The 16,523-nt window shown below is 67.4% G+C and carries 18 protein-coding genes, 1 pseudogene and 1 riboswitch; of the genes and pseudogenes, 12 read left to right on the top strand and 7 right to left on the bottom strand.

All coding sequences use genetic code 11. The features are described from left to right. The first annotated feature begins 171 nt into the window (after positions 1-171). Both ACIBQ1_RS35675 and tvaA read left to right on the top strand, forming a co-directional pair. On the top strand, positions 172-1,098 hold the full coding sequence (locus ACIBQ1_RS35675; protein WP_397283721.1) for a LysR substrate-binding domain-containing protein: 927 nt from the start codon (positions 172-174) through the stop codon (positions 1,096-1,098). 74 nt (positions 1,099-1,172) lie between these two features. Beyond that, positions 1,173-1,412, top strand: coding sequence for a thioviridamide family RiPP peptide (gene tvaA, locus ACIBQ1_RS35670; RefSeq protein ID WP_397283867.1), 240 nt, complete (start codon positions 1,173-1,175; stop codon positions 1,410-1,412). On the opposite strand, the pseudogene ACIBQ1_RS35665 reads toward tvaA, so the two are convergent. From ACIBQ1_RS35665 to ACIBQ1_RS35650, 4 genes and pseudogenes are all read right to left on the bottom strand, one after another. Next, a pseudogene (locus tag ACIBQ1_RS35665) lies at positions 1,412-2,160 on the bottom strand (serine hydrolase domain-containing protein); the annotation flags it as partial. The gene tvaA and the pseudogene ACIBQ1_RS35665 overlap by 1 nt on opposite strands. Positions 2,161-2,247: 87 nt before the next feature. Continuing rightward, positions 2,248-2,781 carry a carboxymuconolactone decarboxylase family protein gene (locus tag ACIBQ1_RS35660; RefSeq protein ID WP_397283720.1) on the bottom strand — a complete coding sequence of 178 codons (534 nt, stop codon included), beginning with the start codon at positions 2,779-2,781 and terminating at the stop codon, positions 2,248-2,250. Positions 2,782-3,719: 938 nt separating this feature from the next. Beyond that, positions 3,720-4,400 (bottom strand): CHAP domain-containing protein, encoded by a 681-nt coding sequence (locus ACIBQ1_RS35655; RefSeq protein WP_397283719.1) that lies wholly within the window; start codon positions 4,398-4,400, stop codon positions 3,720-3,722. A gap of 14 nt (positions 4,401-4,414) precedes the next feature. Beyond that, a riboswitch (cyclic di-AMP (ydaO/yuaA leader) is annotated at positions 4,415-4,560 on the bottom strand. 208 nt (positions 4,561-4,768) lie between these two features. Next, positions 4,769-5,938 carry a DegT/DnrJ/EryC1/StrS family aminotransferase gene (locus ACIBQ1_RS35650; protein ID WP_397283718.1) on the bottom strand — a complete coding sequence of 390 codons (1,170 nt, stop codon included), beginning with the start codon at positions 5,936-5,938 and terminating at the stop codon, positions 4,769-4,771. Positions 5,939-6,126: 188 nt separating this feature from the next. On the opposite strand from ACIBQ1_RS35650, the gene ACIBQ1_RS35645 reads away from it, so the two are divergent. The 4 genes from ACIBQ1_RS35645 (at position 6,127) to ACIBQ1_RS35630 (ending at position 9,296) form a co-directional block, all read left to right on the top strand. After that, on the top strand, positions 6,127-6,483 hold the full coding sequence (locus ACIBQ1_RS35645; RefSeq protein ID WP_397283717.1) for a hypothetical protein: 357 nt from the start codon (positions 6,127-6,129) through the stop codon (positions 6,481-6,483). 68 nt (positions 6,484-6,551) lie between these two features. After that, positions 6,552-8,075, top strand: coding sequence for a multicopper oxidase family protein (locus ACIBQ1_RS35640; RefSeq protein ID WP_397283716.1), 1,524 nt, complete (start codon positions 6,552-6,554; stop codon positions 8,073-8,075). A 46-nt stretch (positions 8,076-8,121) separates the two neighbouring features. Beyond that, entirely contained in the window at positions 8,122-8,478 is a 357-nt protein-coding gene (locus ACIBQ1_RS35635; RefSeq protein ID WP_397283715.1) for a BlaI/MecI/CopY family transcriptional regulator, read from the top strand. Next, on the top strand, positions 8,475-9,296 hold the full coding sequence (locus ACIBQ1_RS35630; RefSeq protein WP_397283714.1) for a M56 family metallopeptidase: 822 nt from the start codon (positions 8,475-8,477) through the stop codon (positions 9,294-9,296). The genes ACIBQ1_RS35635 and ACIBQ1_RS35630 overlap by 4 nt, the downstream gene beginning before the upstream one ends. Positions 9,297-9,349: 53 nt before the next feature. On the opposite strand, the gene ACIBQ1_RS35625 is transcribed toward ACIBQ1_RS35630, so the two are convergent. Continuing rightward, positions 9,350-9,904: a methyltransferase domain-containing protein gene (locus ACIBQ1_RS35625; protein WP_397283865.1), complete on the bottom strand. Its 555-nt coding sequence runs from the start codon at positions 9,902-9,904 to the stop codon at positions 9,350-9,352. 197 nt (positions 9,905-10,101) lie between these two features. On the opposite strand from ACIBQ1_RS35625, the gene ACIBQ1_RS35620 reads away from it, so the two are divergent. The 3 genes from ACIBQ1_RS35620 to ACIBQ1_RS35610 are packed head-to-tail and all read left to right on the top strand — an operon-like array spanning position 10,102 to position 11,896. Beyond that, the gene (locus tag ACIBQ1_RS35620; protein ID WP_397283713.1) at positions 10,102-10,473 is read left to right on the top strand and encodes a BlaI/MecI/CopY family transcriptional regulator; all 372 of its coding nucleotides are present in this window, start codon (positions 10,102-10,104) and stop codon (positions 10,471-10,473) included. Further along, on the top strand, positions 10,470-11,423 hold the full coding sequence (locus tag ACIBQ1_RS35615) for a M56 family metallopeptidase (RefSeq protein ID WP_397283712.1): 954 nt from the start codon (positions 10,470-10,472) through the stop codon (positions 11,421-11,423). Before ACIBQ1_RS35620 ends, ACIBQ1_RS35615 begins: the two co-directional genes overlap by 4 nt. Before the next feature lie 29 nt (positions 11,424-11,452). After that, complete coding sequence (locus tag ACIBQ1_RS35610; protein ID WP_397283711.1) at positions 11,453-11,896, top strand: hypothetical protein; 444 nt, start codon at positions 11,453-11,455, stop codon at positions 11,894-11,896. Positions 11,897-12,375: 479 nt separating this feature from the next. On the opposite strand, the gene ACIBQ1_RS35605 is transcribed toward ACIBQ1_RS35610, so the two are convergent. Further along, positions 12,376-13,578, bottom strand: coding sequence for a GNAT family N-acetyltransferase (locus ACIBQ1_RS35605; RefSeq protein WP_397283710.1), 1,203 nt, complete (start codon positions 13,576-13,578; stop codon positions 12,376-12,378). A gap of 146 nt (positions 13,579-13,724) precedes the next feature. Here ACIBQ1_RS35605 and ACIBQ1_RS35600 point away from each other — a divergent pair, with 146 nt between their 5' ends. Beyond that, positions 13,725-14,075: a hypothetical protein gene (locus ACIBQ1_RS35600; RefSeq protein ID WP_397283709.1), complete on the top strand. Its 351-nt coding sequence runs from the start codon at positions 13,725-13,727 to the stop codon at positions 14,073-14,075. A gap of 84 nt (positions 14,076-14,159) precedes the next feature. Then, positions 14,160-14,852 carry a DUF305 domain-containing protein gene (locus ACIBQ1_RS35595; protein WP_397283708.1) on the top strand — a complete coding sequence of 231 codons (693 nt, stop codon included), beginning with the start codon at positions 14,160-14,162 and terminating at the stop codon, positions 14,850-14,852. 272 nt (positions 14,853-15,124) lie between these two features. Here ACIBQ1_RS35595 and ACIBQ1_RS35590 read toward each other — a convergent pair whose 3' ends face one another. Then, positions 15,125-15,352, bottom strand: coding sequence for a hypothetical protein (locus ACIBQ1_RS35590; protein WP_397283707.1), 228 nt, complete (start codon positions 15,350-15,352; stop codon positions 15,125-15,127). A 232-nt stretch (positions 15,353-15,584) separates the two neighbouring features. Here ACIBQ1_RS35590 and ACIBQ1_RS35585 point away from each other — a divergent pair, with 232 nt between their 5' ends. Continuing rightward, positions 15,585-16,346, top strand: coding sequence for an AraC family transcriptional regulator (locus tag ACIBQ1_RS35585; protein ID WP_397283706.1), 762 nt, complete (start codon positions 15,585-15,587; stop codon positions 16,344-16,346). Positions 16,347-16,523 lie beyond the last annotated feature (177 nt).

Below are 16,523 nucleotides of genomic sequence, written 5' to 3'. Positions count from 1 at the left end.
GCCGGGGGCTGGGGGGCTCTGGTCTGGCGGCCGCCCTGGTCACGACGAAACTCCTCCTTCGGTAACGGGGCTGTGTCTCCATCGTTGGGCACCGAGATCAATTTACGAAAGGGAATTGATCCAATAAGTCTTATTGCGAATCATGATGAGCGGGCCTAGCGTCGGGTCGTGATGTTTCCTCCGGAGCAGGTGCGGACGTTCCTGGCAGTGGCGCAGTCATTGAGCTTCTCCCGGGCCGCGGCGGCGCTGGGCCTCGGTCAGCCCACGGTGAGTCAGCACATACGCAAGCTTGAGCAAGCGGTTGGTAGACCGTTGCTGGTCCGGGACACCCGCAGCGTGACGTTGACCGTCGACGGAGAGGCGATGGTCGGCTTTGCCCGCTCGATTCTCACCGCACACGCCCAGGCGGTGGACTATTTCACCGGCGGCGGAGTGCGGGGCCGGTTGCGATTCGGAGTGACCGACGATCTCGCGCTGAGCCAGGTGCCGCGGATTCTGCGGGACTTCCGGCACCTCAACCCCGGCGTCACCCTGGACCTGACCGTGGCCCAGCAGGGCGTGCAACTGCAACGCCGGGTGGAATCCGGCCACGTCGACGTCGCCTTCCTCCAGACCACCGCTGGAGAGGGACGGGGCCGGCTGGTGCGCCGGGACCGGCTCGTATGGGCTGCCGTCGAGGGCACCGGCCTGCGGTGGGACGAGGGACGGCGGGTGCCGCTGATCGTGTATCAGGCGCCCAGCCCGAGCCGGGCGCTGGCGGTGCAGGCGTTGGAGCAGGCAGGCGTCAAACACCGTGTGGTCTGTACGGCGCGCGGGGTCAACGCCGTACTGGCCGCCACCCGCGCCGGCCTCGGCGTCGCGATCTTTGCGCGCAGCCTGCTGCCCGGCGATCTGGTCGAGCTTCCCAAGAGTGCCGGACTACCCGAACTGGGCGAACTCGACCTCGTCCTGCTGACCAACCCGCGCGCCCCCTCCGAACTCGCGGAGGCCCTGACCAGCGCCATCCTCACACACGCCAACCCCACCGGCTCCATCCAGGACACCCGTCACCGGTCGGAGATTCCAACAGGCGCGGAGACCCGCCGACCGCGCCAGTAGAGGACAAAGGCTCGAGTGGTGCCGGCGGCCGGCCATCCGAGGGCGTCCGGGAACTATTCGGCGCTGGCAGAGCCGTGGGACCAGCTAATACCGTCGCGCAGATTCGCGCCGAGGAGTCGGCCGAAACCGCGTTCAGCGAGCTGGCCGGCGCCACCCCGGAGGACCTGCAGCAGTTCCTGGAGGAGAAGGTCGGTCTGTCTCCCGACGAGGGCATCCAGGGCAGCTTCACCGGCATTATCGTCACCGCCGGGGTGCCGTGCTCCAAATACGTGCCGCCACAAGGCAGCGGGCGTTGTATCAGGCCGAGTCCATAGCGGGCCCCGGGCCAGACCCGCTGCGATTCCGTGTCGACGGGAAGAGTCTTGCGCATCTCGGCGAACTGCGCGGGCCGCAGGAGTTTGCCGTCGAGCAGGGCTGCAAAGAAGCGCTCCAGGTCCGCCGTGGTGGAGATGAGCCCGCCCGAGGCGTCCGCGTCGCGCTGCCGGGTGGTGTCGACGAATCCCTCGCTGGTCTTGAACACGCCATACCCGCGCGCATGCGGTCGCGGCAGCTCGGCCGATCCCGCGGGCCAACGCGTGTGCTGCAGGCCCAGCGGCTTGACGACGCGCCTTTCCACCTTCACATGCCAGGGGCGTCCGGTCTCCTTCCCGGTGATCAGACCGAGTATCGCGTACCCGCTGTCGGAGCAAAGCCAGCCCTTGCCGGGTGCGAAAGCCGGCTTGTGGCGCATCGCCCTGGAGATGACCTGCTGCGGGGTGTAGGTATCGTGCCAGTGGCGGCGGTATTCGCGGGAGGAGGCGATGGCAGTCGGGTACGGATAGTCGTCGACGATCCCGCTGGTGTGCTGGAAGAGGTTGCGAAGGGCCCGTCGTTGCCGCGCCCTTTGATCAGGCCGGTGAGCCACCTGTCCACGGCGTCGTCGAGTGACAGCTTCCCCTCGCCGGCCAGTTGCACTACCACGGTGGCGACGAAAGCCTTGTTGCTGGAGCCGATCCGGAAATATCCGTTCGGCGGCAGCGGGCTCCTCGTCCGGAGATCAGCGACGCCGGCCGTCGCGACCATGCTCCTGCCCTCGCCCATGACGCGCACCCGCACCCGCCGGCTCCGCTGGCGACGATCCTCTCAGCGTCACGCCGCAGGTCCGGCTCCCTATGCGGTTTTGCCGGCCGATTCCAGTTTCAGACCGGCCAGCAGGTTGAAGGAGCCGGTCAGCAAGTTGAGGGCGACCAGGCCGGGGATCTCCGCGATGATCCGATCGCTCCAGCCATGACCCCTTAGCTCGGCGACATCCTCGTCCGTCAACGAGGAGGGTTCGGCCAGCACACGGGTGGCCACCGCGATCAGCGCCGCTTCGCGAGCATCAGTGGAGGTGCCCTGACGGGCGAGGGCGATGTCGGCCTCGCTCAACCCTGCCGCCCGGCCCGCCACGGCGTGTGCGTCGAGGCAGAGACCGCAACCGATCCATTCCTGCAGGGCGAGTGAGATCTTCTCGCTGAGAGCGCGGGGCAGCTTGCTGCGCTTCATGGCCCGCGACAGGTCCAAGTAGCCCTGGAGCAGGGCCGGCGAGTGCGCCATGGTGGAAACCATCTCACCGGCCGAACCACTGCGGCTGATGATGTCATCCAGCAACTCCCGGGACTTCGCTGGTGCTTCTGCAGGGTCGAGCGCGTTCAACCGTCGCATGTCATCTCCCTCTTCAGGTCGCGTCGAAGATACCATACCCTCCCTGGGTATACCTTTAGCTGGAGGATCCCCTTGGCATGCCCTGTCCGGCCGAGCGCTTCGGTCGGCGAATGCGGGTACGACCTGAGGCCAGAAGCGCGCCGATAGGACCATTCCGACGCGGGTACTGCCCGCTCGGCTTACGCTTCCGGCGCCGCCTTTCCCAGCGGAGAGATCTACCCTCCGCGCAGACCCGCGCAGAGTTGGGCGACTTCCTCCTCGGCGTACGGAGGCACGTATGAGCTCTTCAAGCCCACGGTCCGTCATGTCGAGCCGCGTGGACGGCACGCGCGAAACTCTGACGTTGATCGATCGAGTCGCCGGCCGCGCATTGACCTCCTCGGCAGGCATGCCGTCCAGGGTGAAGGTGACGATGCCGCACCGCTCGGCCCCCAGGTCGTGCACGTGGCAGCCGAGCAGTTCCGCCTGCTGCTCCCGCAGGTGGTCCGCCGGCGCGTAGACCCGGTCCCGGACGTTCTCGAGCCCCCTGGCGAGCGCCTCGTCGATGGCCGCGCCCAGGCCGAGCCGGGCGGCAACGCTGTACTCCCAGTTCTCGAAGCGGGCGCGCGCCTGGCTGCGCCTTGTAGCGCGACGGCGCTGTCCAGCGGGCGCCGTGCAGGTCCAGGAAAGGCGGGTCGAGCCGGTCGAGCGCCGCACGCCGTACATAGATCAGACCTGTGCCGCGAGGAGCGCGTAGATACTTGCGACCGGTGGTGGAGCAGGGCGCCGACGAGCAGACCGGCTACGGCGGCATGCGTCCACAACCGATGCCGATCCGATGAATCCCAGCGTAGGGCCACAGAGGCCACGCTTCGACGCTATACGACGACGGGCGGTGCCGGGATTTCCCCGCACCGCCCGTCCTCCCTTGACCATCGCACCGGCAAGGTGTCTTCCCGTCAGGCCTTGTATTCGGGGTAGCCGTAGCCGACAACCTGGGACTTGGGCCGGATCCGCTGCTCCACCCTGCCGTTGCCGGTGTTGCCCTCGATCGTGGTGATCGTGCCGTTGCCGTTGTCCTGCTTGACCAGACCCATGTGGTCGATGCCGGTCACGCTCTTGCCGTTCCAGTCGTAGAAGACCACCGCGCCGGGCTTGGCGAGGGCGCCCCAGCGCTTGTTGGCCTTGAACCACTTCGCCCAGGTGACCGTGTAGGCGTCCCAGCCCATGGTGGTCCGGGCGCCGGCCTTCGCACCCACCCAGGAGACGAACATGGCGCACCACGGGGCGTTGGCGTACAGCTGCAGGGTGCCGCCGTCGCGAGCCAAGGTCTCTGCCGCCCGCGGCGAGGACATGTACCAGCGGTGGAACAGGGTTCCGCCACCCGCGGCGTTCTCGGTCACACCGATCTGCGACTCGGCGATCTTCAGCACCGCCTGGGCGGTCACCTGGCGGGCGGCCGTCTGCGGCGCGGCATGGGAGGAGACGGCATTAGATCGCGAAGACTGCGCATCGGTCTGATGGCCGGCGGCGAAGACCGGGGTGCCGGCGAGGACCACGCCGGCCACGACGCTCATCCCGACGGCGAAGCGGGAAAGCCTTGCGGACGTCACGGCACCGGCGAAGACATTCTTGACCATTACTGAGAGATTGCTCCTTGCTTCCATGCCGCCTACCGGGTTAGCTGACGGGTTCGGGCGTGGAAGTGCCCTACGGAGCGCCCATACGGTGCGCGCCGATTCACCCCAGGGAGATTGGGTCCCCGGCTCCGCGAGATCGCGAATTCGGCGGCCGCGCCACCTTGTGGACTCGATGTTCACGCTGGTGAGACGCGGTCTCGGCAATACGGGAGGCGTCGCTCGGCATCGAGTGCTGCCAGGCGTACGCCTTGGGTCATTGAAGGTAAGCGAATCGCATAGAAAGATGCAAGCCACGTTCGGGAACAGGAAACAGGATCTCCTATCCTGTAGGCCAAATACGAGAGAATTTTTACCTACTCCCGTGCTTTTCAGGTCACATCGTGCAGAGAAGGGGGCGAGAGCTTCGCGAGGATCGGCAAGGCCCGCTCCGCCCGCAACGGGTCGATCGGGAGTACGTGGCGTGCCCACCAGCGGGACGTCTCCGGAGCCGGAGACGCTTCGGTGAGGCCGGGCGCGTACTCGTCGAAGGGAGGGTCGTACACGTACCCGACGATGACCCCGTGTCGGCGCAGTTTTCGGATCGCACGTTCACGATCCTCGACAAGGAGCGGCACCCGGAACAGAGGCTGCTCCAGCTGCTCCAGCACCGCCGGCGCGACCGTCTTCAACTCGGCGAGCCGGTGTACGCCGGCAAGCCTGCGCCCACGCTGCGCCTCGAGCGTCTTCATCCGGCGCAGTCCGTAGGCCTCGATCAGTGATCCCTGGCGCATGCGATAGCGATGGTTGTCCGCGCACACCCAGGCGTCCAAGGCGTCCAGCCCGGGGCATTCCATGCCTCCGACGGCCAGTCGCGGCGCGAGCGCCATGCGCCGAAGCGCGATCCGGTGGCCTTCACGCCGCTCGTTCAGGCCCAGCGCCTGGGCCAGCCACCAGGCCGGGCCGCTGAGGGCTGTGGCCGAAACGGCGTTGCGAGCGATCATCTTGGCCATGACACCCAACTCGGCGAGCGGGAATCTCCGCGAAAGCCAGCGCGTACGCAGTGCCTGCAATGCCGGGCGATCATCCGGTTGCGCCATCGCCACGATTCCGCCCGGGGCGGCGCCTGGATGTTTGGACAGGCTGAAGACACCGGCATCGCCGAATGCTCCGACCGGCACTCCCATCACCGTCGTCTGCATGGCGTGCGCGGCATCTTCTATGAGAGGGATGCCGCGTTGGGCGCACATTCCGCCCAGGGCGATGATGTCGTCCGGCAGGCCGTACAGGTGAGTGGACAGCACCCCGTCGAAACGCAGCCCGTCCACGGCTCGGGTGTCGATGTTGCCGTTGCGGGGATTCGTCGGGGCGATGACCGGTCGCAGCCCCGCGGCCAGCACCAGGAACAGGATTTCGTCCGGCGAGATCGCCGACATCAGCAGGCGCTGCCCAGGCGACATCCAGTGCCGTAACGCGATGAACAGGCCGAACCTGTTCGAGGGCACGTACAGGCACTCTCGGCCCAGCCGGGAGGCGAACTCCGCTTCGATTCGTTCGAACACCGGTCACCTCGAGTCACGCGCTCGCGGCGGAGGGCCCCGCATCATACAACTATGAAACATAGTATTTAGCTGGAGCAAGGTGACAATCGGGGCATCTCAGGAGCGAAATGCACAGGGGATGATGGTCCTGAACTACTACGCACCATAGGCGATGCGTCTATGCTGGTGGCATGACGCGAGCAGAACGGGTGATCCTGCGCCTGATGCTGCTCGTGGTCGTGGCCCTCGGCGTCGTGGCGATGCATACGCTCGGCCACATCAATGGGCATGCGGACCTGCCACCTGCCGGGAGCCACGTCGCCATGCATGCCGTTCCCTCCGAGGCCGGCATCGCCGCCGGAGAAGAGTCCCATGAGGGCGCCGGTGCCGGCTGGGTGTGCCTGGCGATCCTCGGCACGGCTCTGACCCTGTTGTTGTTCCGGCTGGGCACCCGTGACGTCCTCGGTGCGTCGGGCCCCGCCAGCCTGTCGCTTCGGCTCTGGTCCAGGTTCCTTCGCGCGCCGCCGATCCGGTCGCTGACGCGCACGGTCGTGCTCCGGATCTAGACGGGGATCCGGCCCCCTGAGGGCCCGAGGTCTCCCTTCCGGCACGATCTTTCAAGCGAGGAATCACTGTGGACATCGATCGACGCACCATGCTCAGAACCGGTATCGGCCTGCTCGGCGGGGCGGCTCTGGCCGCCTGCAGCCCGAGCCGTAATACCACGGCATCCCCATTCGTCAGCCCGACCGGCGCGCAGGTGCGCGCCGTCGAGCAGGCCCGAAAGCCGGGCGTGGTCAAGGACGTTCGGCTGGTGGCCGCCGAGACCCAGGCCGACCTCGGCGGTGTGACGGTGCGGACCTGGGCCTACGACGGCCGCGTCCCCGGCACCCCGATCCGCGTCACCGCAGGCGAAGTGGTGCGGGCCCGCCTGTCCAACCGGCTGCCTGCCGACACCACCGTCCACTGGCACGGCCTCGCCCTGCGCAACGACGCCGACGGCGTGCCCGGCGTCACCCAACCACCCGTCAGGACGGGCACGGAGTTCACCTACGAGTTCACCGCCGCCCACCCCGGCACGTACTGGTTCCACCCGCACTCCGGCACCCAGCTCGACCGGGGCCTGTACGCCCCGCTGATCGTCGAGGACCCGCGCGAGCCGCTCGGCTACGACGAGGAATGGACGATCGTTCTCGACGACTGGCTCGACGGTGTCACGGGCACCCCGGACGAGGTCCTGGCCGAGCTGTCCCGCGGCATGGGGGGCATGGACCACGGCGGCATGCCCGGCATGACGAGCACGACGCCCAGCCCGTCGTCCGGGATGGGCGAGCACATGCTGATGGGCGCCACGAGCCTGCTGCTCGGCGGCGACGCGGGCGACGTACGCTACCCGCACTTCCTGATCAACGGCCGCCTCCCCACCGACCCCGAGACCCTCACCGCCAAGCCGGGCACCCGGCTGCGCATCCGCCTGATCAACGCCGGCGGCGACACCGCCTTCCGAGTCGCCCTGGCCGCTCACCGGCTGACCGTCACCCACACCGACGGATTCCCCACCGTGCCCGCCGACACCGACGCGCTGCTCATCGGCATGGGCGAGCGCTACGACGTGCTCGTCACGCTCAAGGACGGCGTCTTCCCCCTGGTCGCGCTGGCCGAAGGCAAGAACGCCCTCGCCCGCGCACTGATCCGTACCAGCAAGCGGACCGCCGTCCCCAAGCCGGACCTGCGCCCCCGTGAGCTGGACGGCGACGTCATCCGCTACGCCAAGCTGCACCCTCACGAGTCGGTACGGCTGGCGCCCGAACAGCCGGACCGCACCGTGAAACTGGAGCTCACCGGGAGAATGATGGCCTACGACTGGGCGATCAACGGCCGCAAGTACGACCCGAAGACCATCACCCCGATCCGGTCAGGAGAACGGGTGCGGCTGTCGTTCGTCAACCGCACGGCGATGTGGCACCCCATGCACCTGCACGGCCACACCTTCGCCCTGCCCACCGGCGTCCGCAAGGACACCGCCATCGTGCTGCCGAACTCCACCCTCGACGTCGACTTCCAGGCCGACAATCCGGGCATCTGGATGATCCACTGCCACAACGTCTACCACGCAGAGTCCGGCATGATGACGCTGCTCGGATACCAGCCGACCTGATCCGGCTAACATTCGGCTGAACGGACGGATCGCCGGGAGGATCCCGATGACGCGGCGCAAGCTGGGACAGTTGGAAGCCGAGGTGCTCGCCGTGTTGGCGGGTGCGGACGCCTTCCTGTCCACCGGCGAGCGGCTGGGCGGCGCGCCCGCGCACACCACGATCAACACTATCCTGTTCCGACTGCTGGACAAGGGCCTGGTGATACGGGAGCGGCGCGGGCGCGGCTTCGCCTACCGCCTCACCGCCAACGAGTCCGGGCTGGCGGCCGAGCGCATGTTCGGCCACCTCCGCCTGGCCCACGATCCGTCGGATGTCCTGAGCCACTTCGTCCACGGGCTGAGCCCAGCCGAAGAGGCCGCGCTCCGGGCCGTGCTCCGGGCCGTGCTCGACGACCGCTCATGAGCCCGGAGTCATTCCTCCCGGCGCTGGTGCTGGCGGCACTGACCTTGCTGCTGAGCCGGCGACAGCCACGCCTGCATCCGAAGTGGGTCGCACGGGCCGTGGTCATCCTCTCCGCCAGCACGGCGCTGGCGGTCATCGGCACGCTCGTGCTGATCATCGTGGTCGCCGCCTACCCGAACGAGGGCGGGCACGGCTCTGCTCCGCTCCCTCTGGCGTTCACGTCCGCGGCCCTGCTGGCTCTCACCATCGTCCACGCCCTTGCCGCGGCCTGGCGCTGGCGGCGTGACCTCAGAACGGCCACCGGTCTGGTGAACGATGAGCGCCCGTTCGCCATAGCCGTACCGGGCAGGCAGGGCGGTGTCGCGGTCTCGACCGGCCTGCTCGGACTGCTGTCCGGCCGAGAGCTCGAGGTGGTCTTCCGCCACGAGGAGACCCACCTCAGGCACCGCCACCACCTGTATCTCGCGGTGGCAACCGTCACCGCCAAGATCTTCCCACCCCTTGCCCTCGCCACCGGCGCACTGCGCTACACGCTGGAACGGTGGGCGGACGAGGACGCCGCCGCGGCCGTGGGCGACCGGAAGCTGACCGCGCGCACGATCGCCAAGGTCGCCCTCGCGTATTCAAGCGCCACGCCGCAGGCCGGGTTCGCCTCCAGCCACACCGGCCGGCGCGTGGCCGCGCTGCTGAGCGAGACGCCCCCCGACAGCCGAGTGGCGGGCCCGCTGCTCCTCGGCGGAAGCTGGATGATGATGGGCGGCACCGTCACCTCCGCCCTGCAACTGCACCATCTCGGGCTCTTGCTCCTGCTCGCCTAGACAGCCGCGCGATCGAGGGATAAGGCACGAGTCCGCCCGGACGTCGCCGAAGATCACGAAGCACGAGTTCGGGCAGGGAGAACGGCTCGGTCACCGGACCCGTGGCGGGCAGTACGGCGGCCGTCCGCCGGAGGAACCGCCCCGAAGACCAGTCGGTGCGTGCCGACATGGAGACCTATGACGAGTCGCCCGCCGGGGCGTAGCACACGAGCCAGTTCCTGCGGGGAGACCTCACTGCCGGGAGCAGCTATGACGCATGCGGCGTCAAAGGAGTGGTCGACGTACGGAAGGCGTCGCGTGTCGCCTCTGAACGTGGCCACGTTGGTCAGGCCTTGACGTCGGACGCGCGCCATGGTGCGGTCGAGGTTCTCCTGCCGGACGTCGAAGAGGTCGAGCCTGCCGTTGGTGCCGAGTCTCTTGGCCACGTCAAGGGCGTATGAGCCGGCGCCCAGGCCAACCGCCAGGATTCGCTCCCCTGGTCGAGGGTTGAGCACATCACACACCCGGTGACGCGCGGCGAACGCGCGCGGAACGAACAGTCGGACGAAGGCACGCCGGCCGCATCGGCACGACGTGGAGCGGCGTCGGCGCAACCATGCCGCGCCCATCACCGCCAACCCCGCGATGGCGAGCATCCCGGCAGGTTTCATGACGAGCTTTCCGTTCACCCGAACAGGCTACGACGGTCAATAGTATATTTTGACGGATCAAGGCAGAGAACCCGCTGGGGCAAGGCCAATCCCTAGGCCCCCACACCAGATCAGCTACTATCAGTAATAGCATCAAGCCATGGGAGAGGCACGGCATGCGGAGTCTCGGCGATCTCGAAGCCACGATCATGGACCGCTTGTGGTCGTGGCAGCGGCCCGCCTCCGTTCGCGAGGTTCTGGAGAACCTGCAACACGACCGGTCGATCGCCTACACCACGGTGATGACGGTCATGGACAAGCTCCACAAGAAAGGCCTGCTGCGCCGCCATCCATCGGGCAAGGCCTACGTCTACGAACCCACCGCCACCCACGAGGACTACAGCGCCGGCCTCATGCAGGAGGCGCTGGCCACCGGCGGAAACCAGGCCCTCACCCTGATCCACTTCCTTGAACGCCTCACGCCCCAGGAGCTTTCCGCACTGGAGGAGGCACGCCACCGGGTCACCCGGAAAGCCTATTTCGAGTGACCGCCGCGATCATCCTGGCCACCTATGCCATCGGTGCCGGCTGCGCGCTCCATCTCCTGATCGAACGGGCGCGCTGGCTGAGCCGGGCCCCACGCGCCGCTATCGCCATCTGGCTGGCCGCAGCCGCTTCGGTCGTGATGTCGGCCGTGCTCGCGGGTGTGGAACTCGCCTTTCCCACCCACGCCTTCCGCGACGAGCTCGCCGCCTTCGTGACAGCCTGCAGCGAGGCACTCTCCGGCCACCCCTCCTCGGCCCCGCCTCGCCCGTTCGCGATTCTCGCCGGGCTGGCGATCACAGGACTGACAGTGGCGCGTTCGGCTCACTGTGCCCTGTCGGCGTTCCTCGGTGGTTGGCGAGGTAGACGCGCTCACCGCAGCGCACTCCTGCTCGTCGGGCGCCACCATGGCGATCTGGACGCATTGGTCGTGGAGTACGACGAGCCGGCCGCCTACTGCGTCCCAGGACGCAAGGGGCTGATTGTGATCACGCGGGGTGCGCTCAACAGCCTTCACCCCAGCCAGGTGCGTGCGGTGATCGCCCACGAGCGTGCCCATCTCAACGGTCGCCATCACCTGCTGCTGAACGCGGCCCAGACCGTCGCCCGCACCCTTCCTCAGCTGCCGCTCTTCGCCCGGCTGGGCCAGGAGATCCCGCGTCTCGTGGAGATCCTGGCCGACGACACGGCGGCACGCGAGCACGGACGGGACACGATCGCCACCGCACTCGTGTCCGTCGCCAGGGCGTCGACTCCAGCCAACGCCCTGGGTGTCGGCGGCGACACCGCGGTGGCCCGCATCGTGCGCCTCCTCTCCCCGGCACCGGCACCCCTGGGCAAGAGACAACGACTGCTTGCCGCCCTCGGAGTGAGCGGGCTGCTGGCAGGCCCGGCGGGCGTGCTCCTGGCGCCCCCGCTGATCGCTTTCCTGTCCGGCTGTCCGACGCTTCAATAACGTCCTACTATGAATGGTAGGAGGTAGTGATGCGTACGTGGACAACTCGGCAATGGCTCGTCGGACTCGGGGGTGCAATCGTCACGGCACTGTTCGTCGGGGTTCCCACCAGCATCATTTCCACACCCTTCTTCACCCGGATGACGCCGGTGCTGTGGTGGAACTACCCGGTGTGGATCGTGACCGCCGCGCTCACCGGCTTGATCGTCGCCACCTACGTGGCCCCCGTCCAGCCGCCGCCTGGCCAGCAGAAGAAGACCCTGATCGGGGGAGCCTTGTCCGCGTTCGCCGTAGGCTGCCCGATCTGCAACAAGCTCGTGGTGATGGCCTTGGGGGCCAGCGGCGCGCTCACTTATTTCGCGCCATTGCAGCCCGTGCTGGCCGTCGGATCGCTCCTGCTTCTGGCCGAGGCTCTCCGTCGCAGATTGCGCGCCCTGCGTTCCTGCGCCGTCCCGGCCGGACGCGGCGCCTGAACCGCCTTCGGCAATCGAGGCAATCACCAATCCAAACCGCAGCCGTCCTGGCGCTCAACCGGAGAGGGAAGACCGACGTGACACCCGTTGCAGCCCGTAGCTAACTACTATTGAATATAGTTGTAAGGCAGGCACACCCGACGACCTCGGGAGAAGACCGCCCGCCTTCGCAGCATCAGGGCTGCGAATTCCAGTGTGTCCGGCATCCGCCCCCGCGAGGCCGGACACACCCCAACATGAACGGCGGTGTCGACCGCCGCATCGCTGAACTTGCTGCGGGCACCGCCTGGGGGTGCTGAACCAGCGGTCACTTAAGCGTGCGCCGACGTGATGGGCCACGTCAGCGCACGTGAGAACCTCGGCGGAAGTTGTCCGTGCAGCCGAATGGTGAAGCCACGGACGCGGCCGTGCTGGTTCGACGATGGCCCCTGATCACGCTTGGCGTCACCGATCCAATGCCGCTCGCGAGCCTCCGGTAATCAGGGGAAGGCGTCCATAGGAGGTTTGCCTCGCTCGACAGCAGGCGGTCGGCGCAGCGAGGAGCTCAAACGTCCGTATGTCTTGAGCATCCGGTCGGCCGGCGTGCGCAGCGCGGGATGAGCGAGCACCGTGTTACGGACTCCACGCAAGGGGGTGCGGAGCAACCACTGCAACCCGGCCACCGGTGTCGAGCGGGCGAGCCGTCCCTCGGCGACCAGGAACTCGCCGTTCTTCAGCTTGTCCTTGTACTCCTTCTCCCCTCTCCCCATGTCGATGACGGCGATCCCGCGCTCGGCCGCCTCTCGCGCCATGGCCAGGTGGTGAACGAGACCCGGGGAGTAACGCGCGAAGGCCGGATCGTAGGCAGGAAACCAGCCGGCCAGGACGGTGTCGCTACGCAGGCCGAAGTGACCGGCGACCGGCCGGTCTCCCGCGTAGATCATGTCCAGCACGCCACCGAACCCGGGGGTGTCGATGTGGAGCAGGTCCTCCACCAGTTGGACGACCCACGGCCAAGCGAATCGGTCGGTGCGTCCGGTCCGGCGGTATTGCTCGCTCTTCCAGCGCAGGAGCGTTCCGAAGGAGGTCAGATCGGTGGTGGCGTAGCAGTGTCGCAGCTCGCCGATGTCGCGGCCGAGCTTGCGTTCCTTGTAGAGGGTGCTCTTGATGGTCTTGCCGGAACTCCGCCTGACCTCGCTCATGTAGGCGTCGTACCCGTTGCGCAAATCCATGATCGGAGATGGGTAATGGCCTGCATGGTGCGCCGGAAACTGGTCGATCAGCAAGTGGTCGAACTCCCATACGCTCAGCCCGCACGCCTTGAGCAGGTGAAAGATGTCAAGCTCCACCTCTCTGCGGAAAACCCCTCCCTGAACGTCGGTGAGCCCGGCCCCTACCGGCCTGCCCACCCCCAGAGCGTGTCGCTGGAAGGGAAAGAAGCCGACGATCTTTCCGTCGTCCTCGATGACAGCCACTCGCACATCGGCGCGTAGCCTCCCCACCGCAATCGTGAACTCGGGGCAGAGGAAAGGGCTGGCGAGTTCGTACGAGGACTGCAGCAACGTGCGCCAGGCGCTCGTCTCCGACTCCCCAAGATCGCTGGGATGGACAACAGTGATCTCCATGAGCTTCCTCGGACGACTCGGCAACCATCTACGATCAAAGATAGTAGATAAGTTTCTGACAGTGGCCAAGGAAGTCATCAAGTGCTCCCTTTCCGAGCCGTACGGCGGTCCTCCAGCCCCGATGAACCCGGAAGCATCGACCCGCGTACCTCTTGATACCTGTTCAGCACGGCGTCAAGCCGGAGAGGTCGGGGGGTGACATGCGCGGGAGCAACCGGCAACGGATGATCTGGCTGCTCCTCGTCGCCCTCGCACTCGGGGCAGGGGCCGTGCACACTTTGCGCTGTCATGGCCCGTCAGGTGACCCGGCCCTGCACTTCGCACCCATTTCCCAGTACGAGACGACGCCTATCGCCGCCGACGACACCGTGTCCTGCGTGATGGCGTTCAATCCGTCTCTTTCGTGTCCCGCCGTACTGACCTCGGTGCTCGTTCTGCTGTTGGCCCTGGGCCTGTGGGCCGGGCGGCGGAGTGACACCGGCGAGAGGCGGGGCGCGCTGCTGCCCTGGCACGGGAGAGGGCCGCCGTCGTGGTCGGCTCCCGATCTGTCCGTCCTTTCGGTTCTGCGGATCTAGGCCGGCCGGTCACATCCGGCCTGCCTTATCCGATTCCAGATTCCGAAGGAGAGATTCACCATGACCATTGTTCACCGCCTCACCATGGCCACGATCGCCGGAATAGGCGCCACCACCCTGCTCACCGGCTGCGGCGGCGCGTCAGGCACGACGACCGCGGGCGCGGGGGCCGCGGCACCTGCCAGCAGCGACATGAAGGGCATGGACATGCCGTCAAAGCCGGGCGACTCGGACTACGGCACCACGGACGAGTCGACGTCTGCGCCCACCGACGATGACATGGACGGCATGGACATGTCGTCCTCGAAGCCCGCCGCAGGCTTCAACGACGGCGACGTGATGTTCGTCCAGATGATGCTCCCGCATCACCAGGAGGCCCTGCAGATGGCCAGGTGGGCCCAGACCAACGCCGCCAACGCCGAGGTCAAGGATCTCGCCATGAAGATCCAGATGCAGGGGCAGCCGCAGCTCAGCAAGCTCAACGGCTGGCTGACCGCCTGGGACAAACAGCCACTGGCGGACGACGACCCGATGATGACATCGATGCCCGGCATGATGTCAGAGGCCGAGATGGCCAAGATGAAGAAGATGAAGGGCTCTGCGTTCGACCGCATGTTCGCCCGGACGATGATCACCCATCATCAGGGAGCCCTCAAGGTGACCCAGGACGAGATCGCCAAAGGCGGCAACTCCAAGGTCAAGTCCATGGCCAAGACCATTCGGACGAGCCTGCAAACGGAACTCGCCCAGATGAAGCAGTTGCTTCCGACGCTCTGAACCGCGCCGATCGATCCCCGTACGACTCGATCCCCGTACGACACCGAGACCGCCGTACGGGGATGGGTCCCAACGACCCGACGGCGACAACAGTGCCGGTGAAGACATCAAGGGACGGCGGAGGAGGCTGCACGCAGTCCGCGGCGACGGCGGCCGAGGGGATCGCGAGGATCCCGCGGGCCGCGAGCCCGCCGGACGCGATCAGTTTCGAGACGGCGGCCATATCCCATAGGCGTTTCGCAGGCATCGATGAGTTCAGGAGCTTGAAGAGGTCAAGATCCTCGTTCGACCGCGAGGAAACCGGCCGTCTGGCCTGCCCTGCCCAGGCCGGCACCACTTCCGTGGACTGCTGCCCGCAGGAGATCGAGCGGCATTCCCCGCAACCTCGCCGGATCGGCGGCCTCGGCATCGTCCTGGCGCAGCCGCACGAGTGCTGCCGCGCTCTTGGCCCCTAACAGGAAGTCCTCTCCGGAGCCGTTGTCGAGCTGAACCTGGCCCAACGCCACTCCGACGAGGAAGACGCGCCGCCGGCCCGGCCGGCCGCCCAGCGGCGGCCTGTGACATCGGCAGACACCGGCGTCATGACAGGTGTCCCGCTGGAGTGGACGGCACCGATGTTCGGCAGTGGAGCAAAGGATTGATCGACACCCGACGACGCTGTTCACCGCCTACATTGGCCACAGTCCGGGATAAGGCCGAGGCATATCGCTTTGAGGACATACCGTGGAATGCGTGATCGAGGCCGTCGAAACCGCCGTGCCACCCGGGGTGGGGGTGATCGTTGTCGGGCACTTCCCGCTGGCATCAGGGCAGTGGATCTCCCCGCACAGCCACACCCACCACCAACTGGCCTGGACGCGGCGTGGTGTGCTCAGCGTCGCCGTGGCCGACACCTACTGGGTCCTGCCGCCGACGCGGGCCCTGTGGTTGCCGGCGGGAGTCGTCCACCGGACCGGCGCGACCCGCGACGCCGTGCTGTGCAGCCTCTACCTCAAGCCAGAGCGGTGCGCCGTGAACTGGACCGAGCCCACCGCGGTCGGCGTCGACGGGCTGCTGGCTCATCTGATCGCCTACCTCGCTCGCGAGGATCTCGCCGATGACGCGCGACTGCGGGCCGAGGCCGTGGTGCTGGACCTGTTGCGGCCTCTGCCCGCCATGCCCATCGACGTTCCGGATCCCGTGGACGAACGCGTGCGCGCCGTGGCCGACGCCCTGCTCGCCGACCCGGCGGACCCGCGGAGCCTCGAAGCGCACGCGCGAGCCGTGGGGGTGAGCCGACGTACCTTGACTCGGCTGTTCGCCCATGACACCGGCATGAGCTTCGATCGCTGGCGCACCCATGTGCGGCTGCGGGCCGCCCTTGCCCTCCTCGCCGAGGGCCGGCCCGTGTCCCGCGTCGCACACACCGTGGGCTACGCGACACCGAGCGCGTTCCTCGCGGCGTTCCGCCGGACCGTCGGCACCTCTCCCGGACGCTACCTCAACAGCGGTTGAGCCCACCCCTGGCGGCGCGAACGTACTCCTATGATCCATAGTGCTTATGGCTTTCCGGCGGTTTCGGATGCCCGGCCTCGCACCGCCCGGAGAGCCGATCCAGCAATCCAGCGATCTCCATATTCACAGGTCACAGGCATGTGTGCGCCATCGACCGTTGCACGTAGGCGAATTACG

This window comes from Nonomuraea sp. NPDC050153 (genome assembly GCF_044460125.1).
Classification (GTDB): domain Bacteria; phylum Actinomycetota; class Actinomycetes; order Streptosporangiales; family Streptosporangiaceae; genus Nonomuraea.
This window is presented reverse-complemented; position numbering and strand designations above follow the sequence as displayed.

Bases quoted from the DNA above. Each gene is read 5' to 3' on its own strand.
- ACIBQ1_RS35655 (WP_397283719.1), bottom strand. From the start codon at position 4,400: ATGGTCAAGAATGTCTTCGCCGGTGCCGTGACGTCCGCAAGGCTTTCC.
- ACIBQ1_RS35595 (WP_397283708.1), top strand. From the start codon at position 14,160: ATGGCCACGATCGCCGGAATAGGCGCCACCACCCTGCTCACCGGCTGC.
- ACIBQ1_RS35625 (WP_397283865.1), bottom strand. From the start codon at position 9,904: ATGGGCGCGGCATGGTTGCGCCGACGCCGCTCCACGTCGTGCCGATGC.
- ACIBQ1_RS35675 (WP_397283721.1), top strand. From the start codon at position 172: ATGTTTCCTCCGGAGCAGGTGCGGACGTTCCTGGCAGTGGCGCAGTCA.
- ACIBQ1_RS35600 (WP_397283709.1), top strand. From the start codon at position 13,725: ATGATCTGGCTGCTCCTCGTCGCCCTCGCACTCGGGGCAGGGGCCGTG.
- ACIBQ1_RS35660 (WP_397283720.1), bottom strand. From the start codon at position 2,781: ATGCGACGGTTGAACGCGCTCGACCCTGCAGAAGCACCAGCGAAGTCC.
- ACIBQ1_RS35630 (WP_397283714.1), top strand. From the start codon at position 8,475: ATGAGCCCGGAGTCATTCCTCCCGGCGCTGGTGCTGGCGGCACTGACC.
- ACIBQ1_RS35610 (WP_397283711.1), top strand. From the start codon at position 11,453: ATGCGTACGTGGACAACTCGGCAATGGCTCGTCGGACTCGGGGGTGCA.
- ACIBQ1_RS35635 (WP_397283715.1), top strand. From the start codon at position 8,122: ATGACGCGGCGCAAGCTGGGACAGTTGGAAGCCGAGGTGCTCGCCGTG.
- ACIBQ1_RS35620 (WP_397283713.1), top strand. From the start codon at position 10,102: ATGCGGAGTCTCGGCGATCTCGAAGCCACGATCATGGACCGCTTGTGG.
- ACIBQ1_RS35605 (WP_397283710.1), bottom strand. From the start codon at position 13,578: ATGACTTCCTTGGCCACTGTCAGAAACTTATCTACTATCTTTGATCGT.